Genomic DNA, 24,754 nt, shown 5'->3' on the forward strand with positions numbered 1-24,754 from the left:
GAAAAGACGCGCGCGAGGAGACAATTCAATGTATTTGACACAAGGCTTGCAGCGTTCCCTCCAACAGCGGCCGAATGAAATCGCCGTGCGCTATCTCGGCCGCAGCCTGACTTTCGCCGAGTTCGGCGAGCGTGTCGCGAGGCTCGCAGGCGCGCTACTTCAGCTTGGCGTGAAGATGGGTGATCGGGTGGCGCTCCTTTCGCTCAACTCTCAGCGCTACCTGGAGTATTCCATGGCGGTGCCCTGGTGCGGTGCCGTCCTCAATCCAGTGAATACCCGCTGGAGTGTGGCCGAGATCGCGTACTCGCTGGATGACTCGGGCACCGCTGTCCTGATCGTTGATGACACATTCAAGGACATTGCGTTCAAGGTGGCAGCGGCGTCGAAGGTGGAATTCCGTCTGGTCTACGCCGGTGACGGGGCTCTGCCTGAGGGCATGATGTCCTACGAGGTGCTGATCGAACAGGCTGAGGCGGTTGAGGATGCATACCGGCACGGTGACGACCTTGCCGGGATTTTTTATACAGGCGGCACGACTGGTTTTCCCAAAGGGGTCATGCTTAGTCACGCGAATCTCGTTTCCGGAGCTGTCAATACGCTGATCAACGGCGCATTCGGGAAGGACGCAAGTTATCTCCACGTGATGCCGATGTTCCATCTGGCGGACTTTGCCGTAACCGTGGCGCTATTCATGACGGGTGGCACACATGTCGTCGCGCCGTCGTTCGATCCAGGTCGCACGCTGGAAACCATCTCGCAGGCGCGCGTGACGAACGCGATGCTTGCACCCACCATGATCCAGATGTGCCTCGACTGGCTCGAGCGCCATTCGGAGCTTGGGGCGCAACTCGACCTTTCGTCGCTGGTAGGGCTGATCTATGGAGCGTCTCCCATGTCGCAGACACTGCTCGCGCGCACGCGCAAGGCCTTTACCAGTGTCCAGCTGATGCAGGGCTATGGCATGACCGAGCTTGCGCCGCTCGCGACGGTGCTGATGCCGGAGCATCACTCGGAGGCGGGAGTCGCGAGCGGCAAGATCCGGTCGGTGGGCACGCCCGTGCCGACGGTGGAACTCAGGATCGTCGACGTCGACGATCGCGAAGTGACGCGTGGCGTCGTTGGCGAGGTCACGGTGCGCGGTCCGAACGTGATGCTCGGGTACTGGAATCGCCCGGAAGCCACGGCAAGTGCGATACGCAATGGCTGGATGCATACCGGCGACGGCGGTTACATGGACGAGGACGGGTTCGTCTATCTCGTGGACCGTCTCAAGGACATGATCATCAGCGGCGGTGAAAATGTCTACTCGGTCGAGGTCGAGAATGCCTTGGGAAGCCATCCTGCGGTCGCCCAGGTGGCAGTGATCGGCGTGCCGCACGAGAAGTGGGGTGAGTCCGTCCATGCCGTCATCGTGCTCAAGCCGGGCACGAATACGACGCTGGAGTCCATTCAGACTCATTGCCGCGAGCTGATTGCCGGATACAAATGTCCGCGCAGCGTTGAATTCGTCAGATCGCTCCCGCTGTCCAGTGTCGGCAAGGTCCTCAAGAGCGAGCTGCGCAAATCCTGGCGAAACGGTCAAGGCAACACTGCGCAGGAAAAGCGATGACTCCGATTCACAGCGAGCTTGCCGTCATTACTGACACCGCTTCAAGCGTGGGCACGGTGAATCCCTCGGAGCGCTCGCGCACTGAACTTCAACGCTCGAGTGTGCGCGGTGTTGCGCGCCAGTCCTACATCGTCACGCCGCTTGGCGAGTGGTTCCGCGAGGACGTGCTGGCCCACCTGCTCTCACTCGACGCAAGCTCTCGCACGCTGCGCTTCGGCGATGCCGTGCGCGACTACACGATCAAAGCCTATGTCGACGCGATGGATTTCGCACGCGACATCGTGCTCGGCGCCCACAACACACACCTGAATCTGCTTGCGGTAGGGCACCTCGTCTTCAGTGGTGAAGCTGGCCAGCCGCCGCCTGTGGCCGAACTCGGTTTGTCGGTCCGATGCGAGTCGCGAGGGCGCGGCATCGGCACCGCGATTTTTCGCAGCGCACTTGAAATTGCACGCGCTCGAGGCGCACGCACGTTTTCGATGCATTTCAGCGTCGAAAACGCGGCGATGCTTCACATCGCCCATCGGGCTGGCATGACACCGAGTTACCAGTACGGCGAGTTTCATGGCGAACTCGACCTGCGCCCTTGCGTCACACCATCCACACCCCCCACCAGTCACCCGCGTACGTGAATGATCTGATGGCGTCGCGCGAGAAGACCATCTACTACTTCTCGTTCCCGCTTTGTGTGCAGCGCCCGTTTTTAATCTATCCTCCGGCGTACCCATTGGGAATGGAAGTAGAGTCGGGCGCGGCGCAGCTGTTCTGGCCGATTGTCCGCAGAAAGAACGCGGTGGTGGAACTGGCGATCAACCTGTCGCCGAGTTTAGAGGCCGAGTTGGCCGCCGCCGTTGCTGCGGCCATCATCGTCATGGCGAGCGGCGTTGCCATTGCCGTCGAGCACCGGGCGGGATGCCACGGATCAGGCGGTTTGCAACGCGTCCCTGGCGTTGAGCCTGAAGAGCGAAACCGCGGCGACTAGATCGGCGGCCTGACCACGCAAAGCCGTGGCCGCTGCCGACATCTCCTCGACGAGCGCGGCATTCTGCTGGGTCGCGAGATCCATCTGCGAAACAGCCTCGCCGACCTGGACTACGCCGACGCTCTGCTCGCTGCTCGCCGCACTGATCTCGCTCATGATCGTGGTGACGCGCTGGATGCTGGCTACCACCGCTGCCATCGTCGCGCCGGCCTCATCGACCTGCGCGCTACCTTGCTCCACACGCTCGACACTGTCGGAGATCAGCACCTTGATTTCCTTCGCGGCTTCGGCCGTCCTGCCTGCGAGACTGCGAACCTCACCCGCGACCACTGCGAAGCCGCGTCCTTGCTCGCCGGCACGTGCTGCTTCCACCGCTGCGTTGAGAGCGAGAATATTCGTCTGGAACGCGATGCCGTCAATCATGTTGATGATGTCGGCGATTTTGCGGCTTGCCTCCGAGATGCCCTTCATTGTGTCCACTACCTGACTTACAACCTGACCGCCCTGCACCGCGACGGTGGACGCGTCCTGTGCGAGCTGGTTGGCTTCGCTCGCATTGTGCGCGTTCTGGCGCACCGTGGCGCCCAGTTCCTCCATGGAGGCGGCAGTCTCCTCCAGTGCGCTGGCCTGGCTCTCGGTACGCCCGGAGAGATCTGAATTGCCCGAGGCGATCTGCGCGCTGGCGGAGGCCACCGTTTCCGAGCCTTGCCGCACGCTGCGCACCACTTCCCGCAGGCTGCGCTGCATGTGATCGAGCGATGCCAGCAGGCTGGCTTCGTCGCCGGACTGCAACGGAATGCTCTGACTCAGGTCTCCGGCCGCCACGTGACGCGCCACCGCCATCGCGATTGCGGGCTCGCCGCCGAGCTCCCGCATGATGCCGCGCACGATGCGCGCAGCGAGGATTGCGGCTGCGGCTGCACCTGCCAGTACGAGGCAGATAACCAGAGCGCGTGCACGTTGGTAGGTTTCCTGTGCATCGGCGTGGGCCGCAATGCCGCCTGTCCTGTTGATTGCGATCAGTTGCTCGACGTCCCCGAGCACCCCTGCAAATGCCTTTCGATCCGAAGTGCGATAGGAGGCCACCGCGTCGTGCTGCCTCGCGATGCCCTGGCGCGACAGCTCCAAAAAGCTTTCCCTCGTTCCGTCGAACGCGGCGAGATCAACCTTCATGTGCTCGAAAGTCCGCTGCTCATCGCCCGGCGTGACCATGGCCGCATAGGCCGTCAACAGGTCGGACAGGACATCGCGCGCTTTCTCGATACGTGCTTCGGCTGCTGTCATGTCCTCTGCGTTGTCGCCGGAGATCAGATGATCGGCCTCCGCACGACGTATCTCATTCAGGGAACCGCGTATCGAAGCGAGCGTTTCGATCGAAGGCATCCAGTTCGTTGCGATGTCCTCGGTATTGGTGTTGATGCGCCCCATTTCGACGACGCCTAACGTCCCGAGCACGAACGCCAGCAAGATCAGCGATCCAAATGAGGAAATGAGCCTGGTTTTTAAACGCATCTCGGCCCCAGCAACATAAACAGCTTTCATGACTCTCAATCCCCCGTTACGTCAATCAGATGAAACTCGCGCGACTTCATGTCTGGCGTAGAAGCTGCAGAAAACCAAGCTTGCTAAAGGCAATGACGATGGCGTGAGATTTTTTAACATGAGGCCCACATCCTGCCCCTCCCCAACGGGGGGGGCATGGAGGCAGGAGTCCTGGAGCTTGCCGACAGTGTGGCTCTGGCGGCCAAGACCATCCGCACCTTTTGCGTTGTTCTCTCTCCCATCGGAAAATTCAAAGCTCGCGGCGACTCCGCTCGTTATCGGTATCGGGATTGGAACGATCGTGAGTGGCAGTGGCGAGACTTGGGGCGGGTGTGCGATGCTTTACGTGCGCCCGGCACCGTGCAATTGCCGGATGAAGCCAACGAGAGGGCCTTTACCATGAACAGCAATGGAGAACAACGTTCCGACGTATCGATCCGGGCAAGCCTTGCGACTTCCGAGTTCCTCAAAGTTATCTGGCACTTGCGCAGTATTGTGCTGGGTCTCACGGGCCAGATTCTCGTGATGTCCGTGTTGATGTTCTACGTTGGCCGTCCCATCGATGTCGCGACGCGCACGCCGGCAAGCATGGGCGAAACGCTCTATTTCTGCGCGGTGACTGCGCTGACGATCGGCTATGGCGATGTGATCCCAACGACCTCGCTTGGCCGCCTCATCGCGGTGCTACTGGGTATGTTGGGCATCGTGATCACTGGCGTGACCACTGCCGCTGCCGTCTATGCGATACAGACGGCGGCAAGGAAAGCGCATTTGTAACGATAAGAGCGGGGTGCAGCAGTTGGTCGCGGCCCGATCGTTGGAAGAGATTTCGCCTGTCGTCGCGCCGCGAGACAGACGTCGTAGAGGCCGATGCACGCCAGCCCACGGTCTTTGGATCGGGCGGCCTCCGGAAAGCGGGTGGCCTCGTCCTGAGCCGCGAAGGCGTCGCATAAATTCAGGCGGCGGATAGGAGTTCACAACCTGGCGGCCGTGTCGAAGTGCTTTGTGCTGCTGCTGAATCACCCGGCGTCGAGAATCCCGGCAGCGAACGTCCGGGAACGGCCTGCGGCGCAGAGGCCAATTGACATCGTTGCCGTCGTCATCACCGCCGGGGTTGGCCCGGCGTTCACCCCAAGTTCTCCTCACTTGCCGCGGAATACTGGCACGCGGCGCTGCATCATCGCGGCCTTGCCTTCCTGAAAGTCTTCCAGCTGGAATTGCCAGCTCTGCTCAACGAATTCGCGTTCGGTCGCGGCTTCGACGGCGTCGGCGAGCCCACGGCGCAGCGTCTCCCGCACCGACATTACCGAGGCGGGCGCCGACGCGGCGATCTCGGCCGCGAGTTGCTGGGCGGCGCGACGCACCTCGTCTTGTGGCACGAGCATGTCGGCGAGTCCGATGCGCACGGCCTCGGTGCCGTCAATGCGGCGGCCCGTGTAGAACAGCAGTGCGGCTTGCTGGGCACCGACCAGACGCGGCAGCGTAGCGGTGGTCCCGAACCCGGGATGCGTGCCGAGGCGGGAGAAGTTTGCGCAAAAGCGGGCTTCGTTACAGGTCACGCGGAAATCGGCGACGAGCGCGAGGCCGAAGCCGCCGCCAACGGCTGCACCCTGGATCGCGGCCACGACCGGCTTGCGCGTGCGGAACAGGCGTATGCCGCGTTTGTAGAGCATGCCGGCGTTGAGCGCGCGGCCGTCGTTGAGTTCGGGCGCGGCGAAGTCGGCGCCCGCGCAGAACACCTTGCCTTCGGAGGCGAGGACGACGGCGCGGCACGCGTCGTCTTTGTCGAGCGCCTCCATTACGTCGGCGATTGCGCTGATGAGGTGCTCATCGAAGTGGTTATTAGGCGGTCGGGAGAACTCTACGGTTGCCACGTATTGCTCGATCTGGACGCGGACGTCGCCGGTAGTCGGGTAGCTGTGCATGGATGTCGATGGGTTGAATGCACGGCGGCGCCATGCATGCGTGAGCAGGAGCAGCACGTCGAAGCGTGCCATTGAGACTGCATGTTGACGACGCCGCCCACAACAGACCCACCCCGTCGCGGGGGGCTGGGCGCGCACCCGAATCCCCCCCGCGACGCACGGTGCGCGCAGATGCCGCCAGCCGTTACCTTCGGGTACATCCCTAGATTTGCGATCAGGAGACACGATGTTTGAAAACTATCAGCCGGCCTGGATGACCGACGATCTGTTGCAGTTCCGCGATGCCGCACGGCGTTTCGCGCGAGAGCAACTCGAAACGACCGACCTGCAATGCCGCGAGGTCAAGCGGACTTCACGCGAGGCGTGGCGCGCCATCGGCGCACTGGGCATGATCTTGCCGGACGTGCCTGAGGAGTACGGTGGCTCCGGCGGCACGCCGGCCCATGCAGCGATCGTGTTCGACGAATTCGGCTACAGCGGCAACACGGGGTTGGGGCTTGGCATCGGCATGAACCATATCGTCGCCCATTATGTGCTGCGCTATGGTACCGAGGCCCAGAAGCAGTGCTGGCTGCCCGGCATGGCGAGTGGCGAGCTGATCGCCGCTATCGCGATGACGGAGCCCGGCACGGGTTCCGATCTGCAGGGCGTGCGAACACGCGCCGAACGCCGCGGCGAGAGCTATGTCATCAACGGGGCCAAGACGTTCATTTCGAATGGCCAGCAGTGCGACGTGGTGCTCGTCGTCACCAAGACCGACCCCACGCTCGGATCGAAGGGCATCTCGCTGGTTCTGGTCGATGCGAACACGCGCGGTTTCCGCCGCGGCAAGGCGCTCGACAAGATCGGCCTGGAGAGCCAGGACACGTCCGAGATGTTCTTCGACGACTGCACGGTTTCAGCCGACTGCCTGCTTGGCGGCGTGGAGGGGCAGGGCTTCTACCAGCTCATGCAGCAGCTTCCCTATGAGCGCGCTCAACTCGCACTGAACGCCGTTGGCGCGATGCGCCGCGCCTTCGACCTGACCGTGGACTACGTGAAAGAGCGCAAGGCGTTCGGCAAGGCGATCGGCGACTTCCAGAACACGCGCTTCGTGCTGGCCGACGTCAAGGCCACGCTGACGGCTTCGTGCGCCTTTGCCGATCAGATCGTGCAGCAATGGGTGGATGGCAAGCTCGACCCCGTCACGGCCTCGATGGGCAAATTCTGGATCACCGAGCGCCAGGGCGAGGTCATGGACAAGTGCCTGCAATTGTTCGGCGGCTACGGCTACATGAAGGAATACCCGATTGCCCGCATGTACGCCGACGCGCGCGTGCAGCGCATCTACGGCGGCACCAATGAGATCCAGCGCGAACTGGTCGGCCGGTCGCTTTGATCCAAATTTAAACCCCCAGCAAGGAGATACGACATGTCCAAGGTAGTAGTGGCCGGCGTCGGCATGGTGCCGTTCAAGAAGCCCGGCGCGAGCGGTACCTACATCGAAATGGGCGCCGAAGCGGCGCGCCTTGCGCTCGCCGATGCAGGCATCGGCTACGGCAAGGTTCAGCAGGCTTATGCAGGCTACGTCTTTGGCGATTCCACCAGCGGTCAGGCCGCGCTGTATCCGGTCGGCATGACGCAGATTCCGATCGTCAACGTCAACAACAACTGCTCGACCGGGTCGACTGCGCTGTTTCTCGCCCGCCAGGCCGTCGAAAGCGGCGCGGTGGACTGCGCCATCGCACTCGGCTTCGAGCAGATGCAGCCGGGCGCGCTCGCCTCGGTGTTCACCGACCGTCCGGGCCCGATGGACCGCGCGCTGGTCCTCACGGCCGAGCTGAACCCCGAAGCCGTCGAGGCGGGCGTGCCGATGGCGCTGCTGCAATTTGGCGGTGCCGGCAAGGAGCACATGGACAAGTACGGCACGAAGCTCGAAACCTTCGCGAAGATCCGCGCGAAGGCGAGCCGTCATGCCGCCAACAATCCGCTGGCCGTATTCCGCAACGTGGTGACGCCGGACGACGTGATGGCTGCTCCGGTGATGTGGCCCGGCGTGATGACGCGTCTGATGGCTTGCCCGCCGACTTGTGGCGCGGCTGCCGCCATCATCTGCTCGGAAGACTTCGCGAAGAAGCACGGCCTGAAGCAAGACGTGCGTATCCTCGCGCAATCGATGACAACCGACAGCCCGGCCCTTTACGAAGATCGCTCGATGATCCAGGTGGTTGGCTTCGACATGGCGAAGGAGGCCGCGCGCCAGGTATACGAGCGTGCTGGCGTGAGCCCTTCGGATATCCAGGTATTGGAGTTGCACGACTGTTTCGCGCACAACGAACTCCTGACCTACGAGTCGCTGGGCCTGTGCCCGGTCGGCGGCGCGGAGAAGTTCGTCGAAGACGGCGACAACACCTACGGCGGCAAGTTCGTCACCAACCCGTCGGGCGGCCTGCTTTCGAAGGGACACCCGCTCGGCGCGACGGGCCTTGCGCAGTGCTACGAGTTGACGCGCCAGTTGCGCGGCACCGCCGGCAGCACCCAGGTGGACGGCGCGAAGCTGGCGTTACAGCACAACCTCGGCCTTGGTGGCGCCTGCGTGGTGACGCTGTACGGCCGCGCCTAACCGGTCGTGCCTAACCGGCCGTGCCTGATCGGCTTCGCCCGGCGCCGCCGGGCGAAGCGCTTCTTCGACTACCCATATGGCAAACAAAAGCGATATCGGCCGCGTATTGTCGCGCGGCTCGGCCGACGTGGAGAGAGGGCGTTTGCGCTTCTTCGCCAAGGCGACGGGCGAAACCCGGCCTGTCTACACCAAGGTGGCCGCCGCGCGCGACGCGGGATACCCCGACCTGCCGGCGCCGCCGACCTTCCTGTTCTGCATGAACAGCGAAGTGGGAAGCTTCGAGGAGGAGTTAACGACGCTCCAACTGGATCTCGGCCGCGTCTTGCACGCGGAGCAGGCGTTCGACTACCACCGCATGGCGTTCGCTGGCGACACGCTTTCGTTCGAGACCCGCGTCTGCGGCGTCTACGACAAGAAGGGTGGTGCGCTGCATTTCGTCGAGCAGATCACCCGGGTTGAAAACCAGAGGGGCGAGCACGTAGCCGATTTGCGCCTCACCATCGTCGAGCGGCGAGGCTGAGGCAGTTCCATTTATTGCATTACACGACAGAAAAGTAAGGAGTCCAATCATGACCAAACTCGCAGGCAAGGTAGCACTCGTCACCGGCTCGGGCCGTGGCATCGGCCGCTCGCTGGCCCTCAAGCTCGCTTCGGAAGGTGCGCGCGTGGTCGTCAACGATCTCGATGCCGATCCGGCGAACGAAGTCGTCGAACTGATCAAGTCGCAGGGTGGCGAGGCCGTGGCGTGCGCCGGTAGCGTAAGCGCACCGGACTTCGCTGATCGGTTCATCAAGACGGCGGTCGATCACTACAAGGGAATCGACATCATCGTCAACAACGCCGGCTTCACCTGGGACAACGTGCTCCAGAAGATGACCGACGAGCAATGGTACGCAATCATCGATTGCCACCTGACCGCACCGTTCCGCATCCTGCGCGCCGCTTATCCGGTGATCTCGGCCGCCGCCAAGGCCGAAGCCGCCGAAGGGCGTGAAGTGTGGCGCAAGGTGGTGAACATTTCGTCGATCGCTGCCGGCGGTAACGCGGGGCAGACCAACTATTCGTCGGCCAAGTCGGGCATCCTCGGCATGACCAAGACGCTGTCGAAGGAGTGGGGGCGCCTGAAGGTCAATGTCAACGCTGTTGCCTTCGGCCATATCGAAACGCGCCTGACCGTGCCGCTCCAGGGCACCGAGAGCAAGACCGTGAATATCGAGGGCCGCGAGATCAAGGTGGGCATCGGCGAGGCGCTGGTCGAAGCCTCGAAGAAGATGATCCCCGCTGGCCGCCCTGGCACGCCGGAAGAAGCGGCCAACGCCGTGTACCTGTTCTGCCAGCCGGAGTCGGATTATGTATCCGGCCAGGTCGTGATCTGCGGCGGGGGCTTCGGCAACGTCTGACCGGCGCGCCGCCCGCGCCACGCGCGCGGGCGCGTGACAAGCCGACCGTTACGCGAGCCGCACCCCAAAGGCTGGACGCCGATCCGCCTTTGGGGTGTTTTGTTTTTCGGGGCTGTGTTTCGAGGCAGCGTCTGGCGAACAATCGTTGCCAGGACAACACTGCGGGGAAGGCCCGGCTGTATGCGGATGGGAGAGCGGGACGGTGAATGGCTTTATCGGCGTCGATCGGTTGCGGGACGCGCGCAAGCCGTCTTCGCCAATGCCTCGACGCAAAGCGAACGCCCCGGGTCCCGGGCGAAGCGGAAGCCGGTGCGCAGATGTCGACCTCCGACCCGCACGGGGACCGTCAAGCCTAGCGCACCTGGTTTAGCGCGCGGGCCGTCTTCGATTCGTCAGAATCGTCATGTGAGGTAGGCGCGCAGAGCTTACGGCGCGAGCGCTCTGTGTGCAGCCAGCGCAGGCAGCCGATGGCGGCACAGAAGATCACGCCGGCCGCGCCCATGTAGCCCAGTTCGTAGCCGTGCGGGTTCGCTGCTCCCGCCGCCTGGACCAGATGCCCCGTCGCGACCGCCGCCACCGCGGCCGCAATGTTGCCGATGGCGGTGAATATTGCGAGCATGACGGGTTGCTGGCCGAGCGGTGTGACCTCGGCGAGCAACACCGGGCCGAACGCGGTGGCCAGGGCGCCGAGTCCGGACGACAGCGCGATCACGACGGTCTTTTGTATCGGCGCGAGCGGAAGCTTGCCCAGCGCGACCAGCAGCAGCGCCGAGATGATCATTGCCGCGCCCAGCAGCTTCGCGCGTGCGTTGCGGCTCGATGTGCCGCGTCGCATCAGGCGCTGTGACAGGCCGCTCAGGAAAACCTGCACCGGCATGAGGATCAGCACGACGACGGTGAACCAGCGCCCGGCCGATGCGGCGCTGTAACCCAGCCCCCGCTGCAGGTAAAGCGGCAGCCAGGTCATGGTGATGCCCAGCACGGTGTAGCCGGCAATCGCCCCGCCGTAGATGGCGAGCACCGAACGGTCGGCGAAGAGCGTGCGATAGGGCAGTGCATCCGGCAGGCGGTATCCTGCGTTGCCGCGTGCGTCGGCGGAGCGGCCTTCGCTGCTGCCGCGAATCAGGCGCGGATTGCAGCCGATGCCGAGCCAGAGCAAAGACCAGAGCGCGCCGATCGCGGCGAGAATTGCGAAGTTGCTGCGCCAGCCCCACGCCGCCGTGATCGACGGGATCAGCAGCCCCGCGAGTACCAGCCCGATCGATGCTCCGGTGCTGACGACCGCGACCGGCAGGTTGCGCTTCTCGTCGGGGAACCATTGGAACAGGGCGACCACGGTGAACGGGAATGCCGGCCCTTCAGCGGCACCGAGCAGCATGCGCGCCCACAGCAACTCGTGCGCATTGGTGGCGAATAACACCGGAATTTGCAGGGCCGCCCACGCTATTCCCATGACGAGGAGCAGCCAGCGCGCGGCGAGTCGTCGGCACGATAATCCGACGAGAATGCCGGATAGGGAGAAGAGCCAGTAGAAGCTGCCGGAAATCATGCCGAACTGGGCGGCGGACAGGTTCAACTCGCTCATCAACGGTACCGCCGTCATGCTCAGGGCGATCTTGTCGAGGAAGTTGACCAGCATGTAGAGCTGCAAGAGGACCACGATGGTCCACGCAGGTCCGCGTCGGAAAATCTGGGAATCAGTCATGGAGATGTGAGGGCGGATTGCTGCGGTAGGAGGACGCCGAGGCGTCTCGCGGTATGGCCGGCGAGACGCGGCGGCTTCGGCGAGTGATGACGAAAGTCCGCCCGGAGTCAGAACGGTTTGTCGCCGACGACGGTGGCGCGCATCATGCGGCGCGTCGCGGGGAAATAGTCCTGGATCGCGTAGTGCTGGGTCGCGCGGTTGTCCCAGAAGGCGATGGTGTGAGGGCGCCATTTCAGGCGGACCTGATACTCCGGCGCAGCCGCCTGCGTATAGAGATACTGCAGCAGGTTCATCTCCTCGAACTGATAGTCGAAGCCGAAGCGGTATCTGCGGAAGCTTTCGAAGTTGAGGATATGCGTCGTGAAGGCCTGGTTGACGTAGAGGATCTTCTCGCCGCTTTCCGGGTGAGTGCGCACGACCGGATGGTGCTGTGCCGGGAACTGCCTGCGCAATTCCTCGCGGCGCTCGGGCGTCACGTCGTTGCCGAAGGTGGGCAGGATGTCGTGCACAGCGATCAGGCCATCCAGGCGCGCCTTGATGTCGTCGGGCAGGTTTTCGTACGCGGCGACCATGTTGATGAAGAGCGTGTCGCCGCCGATCTCTGGGCATTCGACGCAGCGCAGCATCGAACCGAGCGAGGGAATTTCGCGCCATGAGACATCGGTATGGAAGATGTTCTCGCGGGCCTTCCTGTCCCTGCTGCCGCCGAGCAGCACCAGTTCGGGATGATCGGGGTGATGCGGGAAAACGGGATGCACTTCCAGTTCGCCGAAGCGCCGCGCGAAAGCCACATGCTGCGCCGGCGTAATGTCCTGATCCCGGAAGAAGATGACCTTGAACTCCACGAGCGCACGGCGGAGCGCCTTGATGGTGGTTTCGTCCAGGCTCTCGCGCAGGTCGATGTCACCGATTTCGGCGCCGATGCCTGGCTGGCATCGCGTCAAGGAGAAGGGCCAGTCTCCCGATACGGTGGCGATTGTGCGTGGTCCTTCAATGGTATTCATGCTGAAGTTGTCTCCTGGGGCGGCTCACGAAAGAATTTCTCGTTGCAGGCGGCATCGTCGGCGAGCAACGTACGCCGTTGCGCGCACTGCACGGGTGCCATCGTGCGCCGGTGCCGCCTGGGGCATCCCACCCCACGGCGGGGGGGCATTTCGCTCTGCGAAGGAACGCAACATGGATCGTCCGGGTGGATTGCATTGCGACGCCCTGATGTGGCGCCGCCCCCTCGCCAGGAGGGGGCGCACCGCCTGGCCGCGCCCCCCCGCGTTGGGGGTGACTCCGCCTCCCGCGCGACGCGATCATGGGGTCACAGCCCAGCCGGCACCGCGCCGGTCAATATTCGAAGCGGAGATCCGATTGAACATCAGCCGAAACGTATTTCGTGAAGATCACGAGCAATATCGCAACACCGTGAGCCGGTTCTTTGAACGTGAATGCGTTCCGCGCCAGGAGGCGTGGAACGCCGCCGGCCAGGTGGATCGCGAGACCTGGCTGAAGGCCGGACGCGAAGGCCTGCTGTGCGTCACCATTCCGGTGGAGTATGGCGGCGGCGGCGGCGACTTCGGCCATGCCGCGGTGCTCGTCGAGGAGAACGCTCGTGCGGGCGTCAGCGGCTTTAGCTTCGGCGTGCACTCGTTCGTGGTCGCGCCCTACATCAACCGTCTCGGCACGGAAGAGCAGAAGCAGCGTTGGCTGCCGAAGGCGTGCTCGGGCGAAACCATCATGGCCGTCGCCATCACCGAGCCCGGCGGCGGCTCCGACGTGAAGGCCTGCCGCACCACGGCCGTTCGCGATGGCGACGAATGGGTCATCAACGGCAGCAAGACCTTCATTTCGAACGGCGTCATTGCGGACCTCGTCATGGTCGTATGCAAGACCGACCCGTCCGCCGGTGCCAAGGGCGTGAGCCTCATCATGGTCGAGACCGACCGCGAAGGCTTCCGCCGCGGCCGCAAGCTGCAGAAGGTCGGCATGCATGCCCAGGATACCGCCGAGCTGTTCTTCGACAATGTGCGCGTGCCCGCGAGCAATCTGCTGGGCGAGGAGAACAAAGGCTTCAGCTACCTGATGCACGACCTGACCCAGGAGCGCATGGGCATTGCGCTGAATGCTGCGGCGCAACTGGAGCGCGCGCTCGATCTCACGCTGCAGTACGTGAAGGACCGTAAAGCCTTCGGCCAGACAGTGTGGGACTTCCAGAACACCCGGTTCAAGCTCGCGGACGCCAAGGCGGGTGCCGTGGCTGTGCGCACGATGGTCGACCACTACCTCGGCAAGCATATGCGCGGCGAACTGACCGGCGAGGAGGCCGCCATCGCCAAGCTCTACGCCACCGAAACGATGTGGAAGCACGTGGACGACATGGTTCAGTTGCACGGCGGATACGGGTACATGCTGGAGTATCCGATCGCGCGCATCTTCGTCGATTTTCGTGTGTCCCGAGTCTATGGCGGGAGCAACGAGGTCATGCGCGAGGTCATTTCCCGCAAGCTGTGAGCGTTGCGGAGCAATTCGAGGAGAAAAACATGGCAGAAAAGAACATGATCGGCACTGTGCTCGGCACGGGTTCAGTTGAAATCGAAAAGGGGCGCTTGCGATTCTTCGCCAAGGCGATCGGTGAAAACGACCCCATCTATACCGACGACGCCGCAGCCCACGCGGCGGGACATCCCGCATTGCCCGTGCCGCCGACCTTCCTCGCCTGCATGGTCAGCGAGACGTCGAATGTCATCGAGCGCATGAAGGTGCTTCAGATGGATCTCGGCCGCATCCTGCACGCGGAGCAGGCCTTTGACTACCATCGTATGGCCTACGCGGGGGACACACTGCACCTCGAGACGAAGCTGTCCGATGTGTACGACAAGAAGGGCGGTGCGCTGCATTTCGCGGTCATGGAGACGCGGGTTACCAATCAGAACGGCGAACATGTTGCGGACCTTCGCGGCACTCTGGTCGAGCGCCGCGGCTAACAGAAAGCAAGGAGAAAGAGAACATGCAAGCCCCCCGTTTCAGCGATGTCAACGTCGGCGACAAACTGCCCCCGTTGGCCCTGCCGGCGATCAACCGTACGATGCTCGCGCTCTACTGCGGCGCTTCGGGCGACCACAATCCGATCCACATCGATATCGACTTTGCGCGCAAGTCGCGCATGCCGGACGTATTTGCGCACGGCATGCTTTCGGCGGCCTGGCTCGGGCGGCTGCTGACCAGCTGGGCGCCGCAGACCGCGCTGCGCAATGTCTCGGTCCGCTTCACCGGCATCACGCACCTGGGCAACCAGCCGACCTGCACCGGTGAAGTCGTCGAGAAGCTCGAGGCCAATGGCGAGAACCGCGTCAAGGTCGCGATCAGGTGTACGAACCAGTACGGCGAAGACAAGCTGGTGGGCGAAGCCACCTTGGCGCTGGACTGACGGGAAGGACCCCGCGGTCGGCTGCGCGTGAGGGAGCCGTGGCGGGGAGCATTCGGAATCAGGAGCCGGTGGCGAGACAGTCGAACTGCCTCATGCCGCGGCCCGCGGAGATCAACATGTACATGACCCAGGGACTGCACCGGTCCCTCCAGCAACGTCCTGGCGCCGTTGCGATCCGCTTTGGCGACCACAGCGTCACCTTCCGGCAGCTCGGCGCGCGCGTGGCGCGTCTGGCCGGCGCGTTGCGCCAGTTCGGCGTGATGGACGGCGAGCGCGTTGCGATGCTCTCGCTCAATTCGGCCCGCTATCTCGAGTACAACCTGGCCGTGCCTTGGGCGGGAGGCGTGCTGAATCCGGTCAACATCCGCTGGAGCCAGGCGGAAATGCTCTACGCGCTCAACGATTCGGGCACCAGCATCCTTATCGTCGACGAGACCTTCAAGGGCCTCGCCGCCGCGCTGCAGGCCGGCGCGCCGAGCGTGCGCCACGTGATCTACGCGGGGGACGGCCCCGTCCCCGATGACATGCACGGATACGAAACGCTGATCGACGCCAGCGAGCCGGTGGAGGACGCCTGGCGCCACGGCGACGACCTTGCCGGCATCTTCTACACCGGCGGCACGACCGGCTTCCCCAAGGGCGTGATGCTGTCGCATGCGAACCTGACGACGACGGCGATGGCCGCCATCCTCGCGGGACGTTGCGGTGCGGAAGCCGTGTTCCTGCACGTAATGCCGATGTTCCACCTGGCCGCCTTTGCCGCGGCCAACGCACTGTTCGCCTCGGGCGCGCAGCAAATCGTGATGCCGGGCTTCAATCCGCAGGCCACGCTCAACGCCATCGCCCGCGAGCGCGTCAACCAGATCGGGCTCGCGCCGACCATGATCCAGATGCTGGTCGACTGGATGGCCGGGAACCCGGCCGAAGCGGCGGAACTGGACCTAAGCTCGCTTCGGCTCATTGCCTATGGCGCCTCGCCCATCTCGCAGACGCTCTTGCGGCGCGTTGGGGCCGCATTTCCAGGCGTCGCGTTCATGCAGGGCTATGGCATGACCGAGCTGTCCGCCACGTGCACGATTCTCGGACCCGAGTTTCACACCGAAGAGGCTTTCGCGAGCGGCAAAGCGCGCGCCGCTGGCAAGCCGCTGATGTCGGTGGAGGTGCGTATCGTCGGGCCGGACGGCGCGGAGCTGCCGCGCGGCGGAGTCGGCGAGATCGTCGCGCGCGGCGGCACGGTGATGCTCGGCTACTGGAACAAGCCCGAAGCCACGGTCGAAGCGATCCGCAATGGCTGGATGCATACCGGCGACAGCGGCTACATGGACGAAGAGGGCCTCATCTACGTGGTCGACCGGCTCAAGGACATGATCGTCACCGGCGCGGAGAACGTGTATTCGGCTGAGGTCGAGAACGCGGTCTCCAGCCACCCGTCGGTCGCCATGTGCGCGGTGATCGGCGTGCCCAACCAGAAGTGGGGCGAGTCGGTGCACGCGGTCGTCGTGAGCAAGCCCGGCATGAACGTGAGCGCCGAGGAAATCATTGCGCATTGCCGCGAGCGCATTGCGGGCTACAAGTGCCCGCGCAGCGTGGAGTTTCGCGACACGTTGCCGTTGTCGAGCGTCGGCAAGGTGCTCAAGGGCGAGTTGCGCAAGCCTTTCTGGAGCGACCGCGCGCGCAGCGTTGCGTGATGCGCAGCATTCCTGATCAATCATTCCAGGAGCTACTTTGACTTCTCTACTTTCGACGCTGTCGCTGGCGAGCATTCCGCCGGAAGACGAAGCGTTGCGCGCACCCGTGCGGGCATTCCTGCACAGCGAGCTGCGCGACTATCCCCCGCATTTGCGGGCTCGCAGCATTGGCGCCTACGATGCCGACCTCACCCGTGCGCTCGGCGCGAAGGGCTGGATCGGCATGAACCTGCCGCCCGAAGTCGGTGGCGACGGGCGTAGCCACTTCGCGCGCTTCGTGTTCACCGAGGAAGTGCTGGCGTTCGGCGCACCCGTCGTCGCGCACTGGACCGCCGACCGCCAGACGGCGCAGCTGATCGCGCGCTACGGCACGAGGGAGCAGCAGGCACGCTACATCCCCGGCATTCGCGCCGGCGAGATCGTGTTCGGCATCGGTCTGAGCGAGCCCGATACCGGTTCCGACCTCGCCAGCGTGCGCACACGCGCAGTGCGCACCGAAACCGGCTGGCGCATCAACGGCCGCAAGATCTGGACGACCAACGGCCACCGCGCGAGCCACATGTGCGCGCTGGTGCGCACGTCGGGCACAACCGAGGACCGCCACAAGGGCCTGTCGCAACTGATCTTCGACATGAAGACGCCAGGCATCAGCGTGCGCCCGATCCTCAACATCGTCGGCGAGGATGAGTTCAGCGAAGTGCTGTTCGAGGACGTGGACGTACCGGTTGACGCGCTGATCGGCGAGGAAGGCGACGGCTGGAGCCAGGTGACCGCCGAGCTGGCCTTCGAGCGCAGTGGCTGCGAGCGTATCTATTCGAGTGTGGTGCTTGCCGACATCTGGCTGGACGAGATGCGCGCGATCGAGAACCCGCCGTCCATCGTGGTCGATGTCGCGGGTCGTATCGCGGGTCGCCTGGCCGTGTTGCGCGCCATGTCGCTGGGTGTTTGCGCATGCCTCGACGCCGGCAAGAACCCCGAGCTCGAAGCATCGCTGGTCAAGGATCTCGGCACCGAGTTCGAGCAGGAGGTGCCCAGCTGGATCGCCGAGGCCAACGCAAGCATTCAGAGCTTCCGCCCGTCGCGCGAACTGGCTCTGGCGCTTGCCTACGTGACGCAGTACGCGCCGGTCTTTTCGATCCGCGGCGGCTCTCGCCACATCATGCGCGGCATCATCTCCCGCGGCCTTGGACTTCGTTGATTGAGTGACACCATGACTGATTCCATCCTGGGCGGCTTCGAGCGCCCGCTACGCGAACTGTGCACCGTCGAGGCGCTGCGCCGTGTCGAGGCAGGCGAAGGGGCCGAGGCGCTGTGGCAGAGCATCGACGCGCTCGGCTACACCGATGCGCTGGTGCCGGCTGAATCCGGCGGCGCGGGTCTGTCGCTCGCCGACATGCACGCGCTGTTCTTCGCCGCCGGCCGCGCCGGACTGAGTCTGCCGTTCGCAGAGACGGCCGTGGCGCGCGCGCTGCTGGCGTCGGCCGGGCATCAGCCGGGCGGCGGCTGCATCGTCGTTGCGCCGGCGGCCGAAGCCGATGGCGAGGCCGTGGTCTGCCATGACGTGCAGGATGCCGCGCTGGCCGAGTTCGTGCTGGTCAGCCGCGCCGGCGAATGGCTGCTGCTCGTGCGCGACGCGGCGCATTTCACGCCGGGCGCGTACCGTCCGACGATGTCGGCGGACACGCTGCGCTGGAGCACGGGGCGAGAAGCACTCGTGCGCTTCCCGGTGCAATGTGCCGACGGCGAGGCCATCCGCAACGTGCTGCAAGCTACGGCGATGGCCGGCGCAATGGCCCATGTGACCGACCTGACGGTGCGCTATGCCAACGACCGCAAGCAGTTTGGGCGCCCCATCGGCAAGTTCCAGGCAGTGCAGCAAGATGTGGCCGTGCTGGCATCGCAGGCCGCCACCGCCGAGATGGCTTCGCGCATCGGTTGCTCGAGCGCGAGCTTTCTGCCCGATCCGTTGCTGGCGGCCACGGCCATGCTGCGTGCGTCGGAGGCAGCGGCCCGCGTGGCGGCGATCTCACATGCGGTGCACGGTGCGATCGGCATGACCGAGGAGCACGAACTGGGCTTGTTCACGCGACGCCTGCATGAATCCCGGAGCAGCGGCGCCGGCGTGCGTTGCGCGGAGCAACTCGGGCGCACCGTGCTGGCGGAAGAGGGCCTGCCGGTGGTGGACTTCGTTCGCACGAGGCTCACCGCCGGCGCAGCGGCCGCGTGAGTTCATTCGAGGCCGCTGCTGACCGGCGCAGAGGGCTTGCCGACCCCGCGCCGGTCGTATTGCGCCACAGTGCGTCCCGCGCAGAGCCGGACGCAGCCGCCAAGCTATAATTGCGGGGGCGTTTCTGCGGCGCCATCGTTTTCGCATCACTGTTCTGAACCTGCCATGTCCGCATCCGATACCGTGACCGGCATCTCGCCGGAGGCCGGTAATACCGGTGCCTGCGATGCCTCTTCCTTCGCCGGCTCGCGGCTGCTTCCCCCGCGCGGAGAGCGCCGGCTGATGCCGCGCGACACGCTGATGAATCGCCTGATGGAGGCGCGCGAACGGCGTGGCATCGTCGTGCAAGGGCCTGCCGGAAGCGGCAAGACCAGCACGCTCCTCGCTTGGCGCAAGCGCCTTCTGGGACTCGATACGGACGTCGCGTGGCTGACATTGACCCCCGCGGACAATGACTCCAGCCGATTCTTCGATGATTTGCTAACGAGCATCGCCGAGGTCGACCCTGGCCTCGTGCGTGACGCCGCACTGCTGGTGGGACGCGACAGCGACGAGGCGGCGAGCGAGCGGCTGATGCTCGCGCTGCTGGCGGGTGTCGGACGGCATTGCCGCGACGTGGTGCTGATGCTGGACGATGTGCATTACCTGCACAACCCGTCTATCGTGGAGGCCCTGCGCTGCGCGGTCGAATATGCACCGCCCAACCTCCGTCTGGCTTTCGGCACGCGCGCGGCGTTGCCGCTGCCGTTGGCCGCCCTGAATGCGCGTGGCCAGATGCTGGAGATCGGCGCTCGCGACCTGGCCTTCAGCCCGGACGAGTCGGAGCGGTACCTGCAAAACTACGTGAGCGACATCGACAAGCGCGAAGCACGGCGGCTGCACGATCTCACGGAAGGCTGGGTGGCCGGCCTGCAGTTGTTCGCGGTCGATCTCAAGACGCAGCGCCGGCAGCGCGGCGAGCGGGTGCCGGTGCGCGATACGCAGACATTTGCGAGGTACTTCGAGCATGAGGTGCTTGGCAGCCTGCCTGAAGAGGATCTGCAGATACTCGTACGCATCTCGGTCTGCGAGAGCGTCAGCCCGGCGCTCTGCGCGACACTGATGGGGATGCCGCACGCCGTTGCGAGGATGATGCGGCACCTGATGCATCTCGAGGGGGGCGGCCTCTTCCTGACGCGGCATGACACGCGCGACCACGAGGTGTGGTATCGGCTTCATCCTCTGATACGCGAGGTGCTGCAGGCGCGTTGCCTCGAATGGCCCGAAGCCGATCTGCGGGCCATGCATGCGACCGCGTGGCGCTGGTTCGAAGCGCGCGGCTACCTCGACGAGGCGGTGCGCCACGCGGTGGAAGCGGGCGAGTGCGAAGCGGCGGCCGATCTGGTCGAGCAGCGGATCCCCGAACTGATGGAACACGGCCACTTGTCGCAGATGGCCGCGCTCATGCGCCGCTTGCCGCCCGAACAGGTGCGGCGGCGGTTCAGATTGCGCATCTTGCGATCGTATTTGCGGCTGTTCGCTCACGATTTCGAGTTGGTCACGGAGACGCTCGATGAACTGGAGCGCGAGGCGGCGCGCGGCCAACTCGACGAGCGCCAGCGCTACGCCGTCACCCTGTTGCGCGCAGCCTTCGCGCTGTATTCGGACGATGTGAGCGCGCTCGCCACGCTGCTCCCGCAGGTTCAGGACACGCCTGATGGCCTCGATCAAGTGGAGGCCGCCACGCGGGCCAATCTGCTCGGAATGATATACATCTTCTGCGGCGATTTTGCCCACGGCCGGCGCGTGTTGCAGGATGAATCGTGGGCCGAAAAGTCGATCCGCGCCGGGCTGATTGCCGATTGCGTGACCGCCATGAGCTTCGTGCTTGAAGGCCAGATCGCGCGGGCCGGTACCATCTTGCGCACGGTCCTCGACAGCGCTGAGAAGTTCGGCCCCGGCTATATCGGCGTCGCGAGCCTCGCAGCGGGACTGCTGGCCGAGATCCTGTACGAACTCAGCGATATCGACGCGCTGTGCAGCCTGCTCGGCACACGCATCGACGTGCTCGAGCGCGTCTCGATGCCCGACACGGTGCTTCGCGCACTGGCCCCGCTGGCCCTCGGGCACTGGATCGCGGGCCGTCCGCTAGACGCGCACGCCACGCTGGAGCGTCTGGAAGACTACGCGCTGCGCAACCGGCTGGACCGCTTGCAGGCCTACGTGCTCGCCTTGCGCGTGCGCATCTACCTTCAGGAAGGGGAGCCGGACTTTGCGGAGGGCTCGCTCGATCGCCTCGATTTGCTCGCCGCGCAATACACCGATGCTTCGCACAACTTCACGCTGGATCTGTGGCTTTGCGCCGGCCGCGCGCATCTCGATCTCTGCATGCATCGCAACGACCATTTCCAGATGCGCGCCCGAGCGCTGTCGTTGCTCGCCGTCGCTGAGAAGGCTGGGAGATGGCGGTTCGTCGCGACCCTGCACGTCCTGCTGGCGATCGCCGAACAGCACTGCGGTAATGCGCTGTCGTCCGACGAGCATCTGCTCGAAGCGGTGAGGCTCGGTCATCGGCTCGGCCTCGTGCGCACGCTGATCGACGCTTCGCCGCAGGCTCCGGCACTGCTGTCGGCATTGAGGCAGCGCGAGAACCTCGACCCCGTCCTCTGCTTCTATCTTCAGAGATTGATGGATGCCACCGGTGTACCGCAGGCGCGCAAGGCGGCACCCGCGGCAGCGCCTCGGGTTTTGCGCGAAGCGCTGTCCGAGCGCGAAAGCGAGATCCTCGAACTGGTGGCGCAGGCCATGCCCAACAAGAAGATCGCGGCCATGCTCAACATCACGCCCGAAACGGTCAAGTGGCACTTGAAGAACATCTTCAACAAGCTGGAAGTGGGTAGCCGCAACGACGCGGCCGCCCGGCTGCGGGCGCTGAAGGCTGAATCCCAGGGATAGGCCCCGCTTCCCGTTCGCCATTCCCGACGATTGGCGCCGAACTCCCGCAGTGCTCCGGGATGCCCGCCATGAATCCCGTCCGGGTCGGCCGCCGACCGGACGGAGCGCGAACCTGCGGCGACGGCTGACGGTCGCCGTCTGAAGTCGGGACAGCCAACGACCTGCTGCATGGACGGCCATCCGTCCATCCCGGCTGCGCGATTCTCCATTGGCCGATCCTGGCCACCCCCTCGATGCCCTATGGCGGCAACACCCCCCAAGCCCCCCGGCTTCCCCCCCACGGTGGGTTGCTCCCAATGTCCCGGTCGTCATTGAAGATGCCATCACGGTCGCCGCGCCTTCGCAAGAGGCCGGCGGACGCTTCTGATCCGGCAGCCGATGCGGTGTCCACTCCCGGCCCGCAGGCTGCCCTACCCGAGAGACATCAAGATGAGCGACAAAGTCATTGTTGGCGGCGTCGGCATGATTCCCTTCAGCAAGCCGGGCGCGAGCCCGAGCTACACCCAGATGGGTGCCGAGGCCGTTCGCCTTGCGCTGAAGGATGCCGGCATTGGCTATGAGTTGATCCAGGAAGCCTACGTCGGCTATGTGTACGGCGACTCCACGTCGGGCCAGACCGCGCTGTACGAGGTCGGCATGACGGGCATTCCGGTGGTCAACGTCAACAACAACTGCTCGACGGGCTCCACGGCCCTGTGGCTCGCCCGCAAGGCCGTCGAGAGCGGCGCGACCGACTGTGCGCTGGCGCTTGGCTTCGAGCAGATGCAGGCCGGCGCGCTGAAGAGCCACTGGGACGACCGCCCGCCCACCCGCGAGCGCTTTCTGCCGGTCCTGTGGAACCTGACGGCCGACGCGGAAGGCGTGCCGCAGGCCTTGCGCGGCTTCGGCGGCGCGGGCCGCGAGCATATGCGCAAGTACGGCACCAGCATGCGTACCTTCGCCGAGATCCGCGCCAAGGCTAGCCGCCACGCCGCCAATAATCCGCTGGCGCTGTTCAAGAACGTGGTGACGGCCGATGACGTGATGAACGACAAGGTGGTGTGGCCGGGCGTGATGACGCGCCTGATGGCTTGTCCGCCGACCTGCGGCGCGGCCGCCGCGCTGATCGTGTCGGAGCGTTTCGCGAAGAAGCACGGCATCCGCACCGACGTGCAGATCCTCGCCCAGTCGATGACGACCGATCCGGCCGAGTCGTTCGATCCACCCTCGCTGATCTCCTACGTGGGCGGCTACATGACGCGTGCAGCCGCGAAGGAAGTGTACGAGAAGGCCGGCGTCGGCCCCGAAGATATCAAGGTGTGCGAACTGCACGACTGCTTCGCGCACAACGAACTGCTGACCTACGAAGGTCTCGGTTTCTGCCCGACTGGCGAGGCCGAGAAGTTCGTCATGGACGGCGGCAATACCTATGGCGGCAAGGTCGTGACCAACCCGTCCGGCGGCCTGCTGTCGAAGGGCCACCCGCTCGGCGCCACGGGCCTCGCGCAGTGCTACGAGCTGACCCATCAACTGCGAGGCACGGCCGACCGGCGTCAGGTGGACGGCGCGAAGCTCGCGCTGCAGCACAACCTTGGCCTCGGCGGCGCCTGCGTGGTGACGCTGTACGGCAAGAACTGATTTTCCCCGCGGCCCCCGCGCGTCGCCTGTCCAGGGCTCGGAGGCGGGGACGCCGACCATTGCTGGTCACGGGCTCCCAGCGGCGGCCCGATATATACGCATGAAAGGAGATACGCAATCATGAACAGAACCCTCGAAGGCAAGGTTGCCATCGTCACTGGCGCTGGCCGCGGCATCGGCCGCAGCATCGCACTGCTTTTCGCATCGAAGGGCGCGCGCGTGGTCGTCAACGACCTCGACGCCGCGCCCGCGAACGAAGTCGTGGCCGAGATCGAAAACGCGGGAGGCCAGGCGCTGGCGTTTGCGTGCAACGTGACGGCCCCGGACTTCGGCACGCGCCTCGTCAACGCCACGCTCGACAAGTTCGGCGCCATCGACATCATCGTCAACAACGCCGGCTTTACCTGGGACAACGTAATCCAGAAGATGACCGACGAGCAGTGGGACGCGATCATCGACTGCCACCTGAAGGCGCCGTTCAACCTGTTGCGCGCGGTGCAGCCCTACTTCAAGGAGGCCGCCAAAGCGGACGCCGAGGCCGGTCGCGAAGTGTTCCGCAAGGTGGTGAACATTTCGTCGATCGGTGGCACGCAGGGCAACCCGGGCCAGGTGAACTACTCGGCTGCCAAAGCGGGCATCATCGGCATGACGAAGACACTCGCGAAGGAGTGGGGCCGCCTGAAGGTCAACGTCAACGTGGTAGCCTACGCCGCCATCGAGACGCGTCTCACGCAGGCTGTGACGCAAGACACCTACGTGGATGTCGATGGTCGTCAGATCAAGGTGGGTGTTCCCGCGGACAAGCACGCCGCCGGGCAGGCAACGATTCCGTTCGGTCGCATGGGGACCTGCGAGGAGGCAGCCGGCTCGGTGTATATGTTTTGCATCCCCGAGTCGAATTATGTGACGGGCCAGACGCTGATCTGCGGAGGCGGCCGCGGCGGCTTCTGACGCGCCCACCTTCCAGCGCGGCCGTAGCTCAAGCGCAAAGAGAACGCCACACCTTCGCGGTGTGGCGTTTTCGTTTGGTGGCGCCGCGTCGCGTGAGGTGAGCCGGCCCACGGTTGTGCGGTCCGCTTCCGTCGACGGCAGCGGACCGCGCCGCGTG

The 24,754-nt window shown here is 64.7% G+C and carries 21 protein-coding genes; 17 read left to right on the forward strand and 4 right to left on the reverse strand.

The genetic code is table 11. The annotated features are described in order from the left end of the window. Positions 1-28 precede the first annotated feature (28 nt). Genes U5A57_RS34295 through U5A57_RS34305 form a run of 3 tightly spaced genes read left to right on the forward strand, consistent with a single transcriptional unit; the run spans position 29 to position 2,591 of the window. Complete coding sequence (locus tag U5A57_RS34295) at positions 29-1,609, forward strand: long-chain fatty acid--CoA ligase (RefSeq protein ID WP_321916108.1); 1,581 nt, start codon at positions 29-31, stop codon at positions 1,607-1,609. Then, positions 1,606-2,241 carry a GNAT family N-acetyltransferase gene (locus U5A57_RS34300; protein WP_321916109.1) on the forward strand — a complete coding sequence of 212 codons (636 nt, stop codon included), beginning with the start codon at positions 1,606-1,608 and terminating at the stop codon, positions 2,239-2,241. The genes U5A57_RS34295 and U5A57_RS34300 overlap by 4 nt, the downstream gene beginning before the upstream one ends. Continuing rightward, a complete protein-coding gene (locus U5A57_RS34305) occupies positions 2,238-2,591 on the forward strand; it encodes a hypothetical protein (RefSeq protein ID WP_321916110.1) in 354 nt (117 codons plus the stop codon). Before U5A57_RS34300 ends, U5A57_RS34305 begins: the two co-directional genes overlap by 4 nt. Here the strand turns inward: U5A57_RS34305 and U5A57_RS34310 are convergent. Further along, positions 2,532-4,133, reverse strand: a complete 1,602-nt coding sequence (locus U5A57_RS34310) for a methyl-accepting chemotaxis protein (RefSeq protein ID WP_321916111.1) — start codon at positions 4,131-4,133, stop codon at positions 2,532-2,534. The genes U5A57_RS34305 and U5A57_RS34310 overlap by 60 nt on opposite strands. A 156-nt stretch (positions 4,134-4,289) precedes the next feature. Here U5A57_RS34310 and U5A57_RS34315 point away from each other — a divergent pair, with 156 nt between their 5' ends. Beyond that, entirely contained in the window at positions 4,290-4,910 is a 621-nt protein-coding gene (locus tag U5A57_RS34315) for a potassium channel family protein (protein ID WP_321916112.1), read from the forward strand. Between the two features lie 365 nt (positions 4,911-5,275). Here U5A57_RS34315 and U5A57_RS34320 read toward each other — a convergent pair whose 3' ends face one another. Beyond that, the gene (locus U5A57_RS34320; RefSeq protein ID WP_321916162.1) at positions 5,276-6,058 is read right to left on the reverse strand and encodes an enoyl-CoA hydratase/isomerase family protein; all 783 of its coding nucleotides are present in this window, start codon (positions 6,056-6,058) and stop codon (positions 5,276-5,278) included. Positions 6,059-6,284: 226 nt separating this feature from the next. Between U5A57_RS34320 and U5A57_RS34325 the strand changes: the two genes are divergently transcribed. The 4 genes from U5A57_RS34325 (at position 6,285) to U5A57_RS34340 (ending at position 10,060) form a co-directional block, all read left to right on the forward strand. Next, positions 6,285-7,436, forward strand: coding sequence for an acyl-CoA dehydrogenase family protein (locus U5A57_RS34325; protein WP_321916113.1), 1,152 nt, complete (start codon positions 6,285-6,287; stop codon positions 7,434-7,436). A 33-nt stretch (positions 7,437-7,469) separates the two neighbouring features. Beyond that, positions 7,470-8,660 carry a lipid-transfer protein gene (locus U5A57_RS34330; RefSeq protein ID WP_321916114.1) on the forward strand — a complete coding sequence of 397 codons (1,191 nt, stop codon included), beginning with the start codon at positions 7,470-7,472 and terminating at the stop codon, positions 8,658-8,660. 76 nt (positions 8,661-8,736) lie between these two features. Next, complete coding sequence (locus U5A57_RS34335) at positions 8,737-9,180, forward strand: MaoC family dehydratase N-terminal domain-containing protein (protein ID WP_321916115.1); 444 nt, start codon at positions 8,737-8,739, stop codon at positions 9,178-9,180. A 49-nt stretch (positions 9,181-9,229) separates the two neighbouring features. Further along, positions 9,230-10,060, forward strand: a complete 831-nt coding sequence (locus U5A57_RS34340) for an SDR family NAD(P)-dependent oxidoreductase (protein ID WP_321916116.1) — start codon at positions 9,230-9,232, stop codon at positions 10,058-10,060. A gap of 352 nt (positions 10,061-10,412) precedes the next feature. Here U5A57_RS34340 and U5A57_RS34345 read toward each other — a convergent pair whose 3' ends face one another. Next, the gene (locus tag U5A57_RS34345) at positions 10,413-11,765 is read right to left on the reverse strand and encodes an MFS transporter (RefSeq protein ID WP_321916117.1); all 1,353 of its coding nucleotides are present in this window, start codon (positions 11,763-11,765) and stop codon (positions 10,413-10,415) included. Positions 11,766-11,872: 107 nt separating this feature from the next. Further along, positions 11,873-12,769: a TauD/TfdA dioxygenase family protein gene (locus tag U5A57_RS34350; protein ID WP_321916118.1), complete on the reverse strand. Its 897-nt coding sequence runs from the start codon at positions 12,767-12,769 to the stop codon at positions 11,873-11,875. Between the two features lie 355 nt (positions 12,770-13,124). Between U5A57_RS34350 and U5A57_RS34355 the strand changes: the two genes are divergently transcribed. The 9 genes from U5A57_RS34355 to U5A57_RS34395 all read left to right on the forward strand — a co-directional run bounded on the left by U5A57_RS34355 (position 13,125) and on the right by U5A57_RS34395 (position 24,597). Further along, the gene (locus U5A57_RS34355; RefSeq protein ID WP_321916163.1) at positions 13,125-14,264 is read left to right on the forward strand and encodes an acyl-CoA dehydrogenase family protein; all 1,140 of its coding nucleotides are present in this window, start codon (positions 13,125-13,127) and stop codon (positions 14,262-14,264) included. Positions 14,265-14,293: 29 nt separating this feature from the next. Further along, positions 14,294-14,737 carry a MaoC family dehydratase N-terminal domain-containing protein gene (locus U5A57_RS34360; RefSeq protein WP_321916119.1) on the forward strand — a complete coding sequence of 148 codons (444 nt, stop codon included), beginning with the start codon at positions 14,294-14,296 and terminating at the stop codon, positions 14,735-14,737. Between the two features lie 23 nt (positions 14,738-14,760). Further along, positions 14,761-15,180 carry a MaoC family dehydratase gene (locus U5A57_RS34365; protein ID WP_321916120.1) on the forward strand — a complete coding sequence of 140 codons (420 nt, stop codon included), beginning with the start codon at positions 14,761-14,763 and terminating at the stop codon, positions 15,178-15,180. Between the two features lie 116 nt (positions 15,181-15,296). Continuing rightward, positions 15,297-16,868, forward strand: coding sequence for a long-chain-fatty-acid--CoA ligase (locus U5A57_RS34370; protein ID WP_321916121.1), 1,572 nt, complete (start codon positions 15,297-15,299; stop codon positions 16,866-16,868). 37 nt (positions 16,869-16,905) lie between these two features. Beyond that, positions 16,906-18,066, forward strand: coding sequence for an acyl-CoA dehydrogenase family protein (locus tag U5A57_RS34375; protein ID WP_321916122.1), 1,161 nt, complete (start codon positions 16,906-16,908; stop codon positions 18,064-18,066). A 12-nt stretch (positions 18,067-18,078) separates the two neighbouring features. Then, entirely contained in the window at positions 18,079-19,095 is a 1,017-nt protein-coding gene (locus U5A57_RS34380) for an acyl-CoA dehydrogenase family protein (RefSeq protein WP_321916123.1), read from the forward strand. Positions 19,096-19,260: 165 nt separating this feature from the next. Further along, positions 19,261-22,029 carry a LuxR C-terminal-related transcriptional regulator gene (locus U5A57_RS34385; RefSeq protein WP_321916124.1) on the forward strand — a complete coding sequence of 923 codons (2,769 nt, stop codon included), beginning with the start codon at positions 19,261-19,263 and terminating at the stop codon, positions 22,027-22,029. Positions 22,030-22,458: 429 nt separating this feature from the next. Further along, entirely contained in the window at positions 22,459-23,646 is a 1,188-nt protein-coding gene (locus U5A57_RS34390; RefSeq protein ID WP_321916125.1) for a lipid-transfer protein, read from the forward strand. A 120-nt stretch (positions 23,647-23,766) separates the two neighbouring features. Beyond that, entirely contained in the window at positions 23,767-24,597 is an 831-nt protein-coding gene (locus U5A57_RS34395) for an SDR family NAD(P)-dependent oxidoreductase (RefSeq protein ID WP_321916126.1), read from the forward strand. The last annotated feature ends 157 nt before the right edge of the window (positions 24,598-24,754 follow it).

The organism is Paraburkholderia sp. J11-2, from assembly GCF_905220185.1.
Taxonomy (GTDB): Bacteria; Pseudomonadota; Gammaproteobacteria; order Burkholderiales; family Burkholderiaceae; genus Paraburkholderia.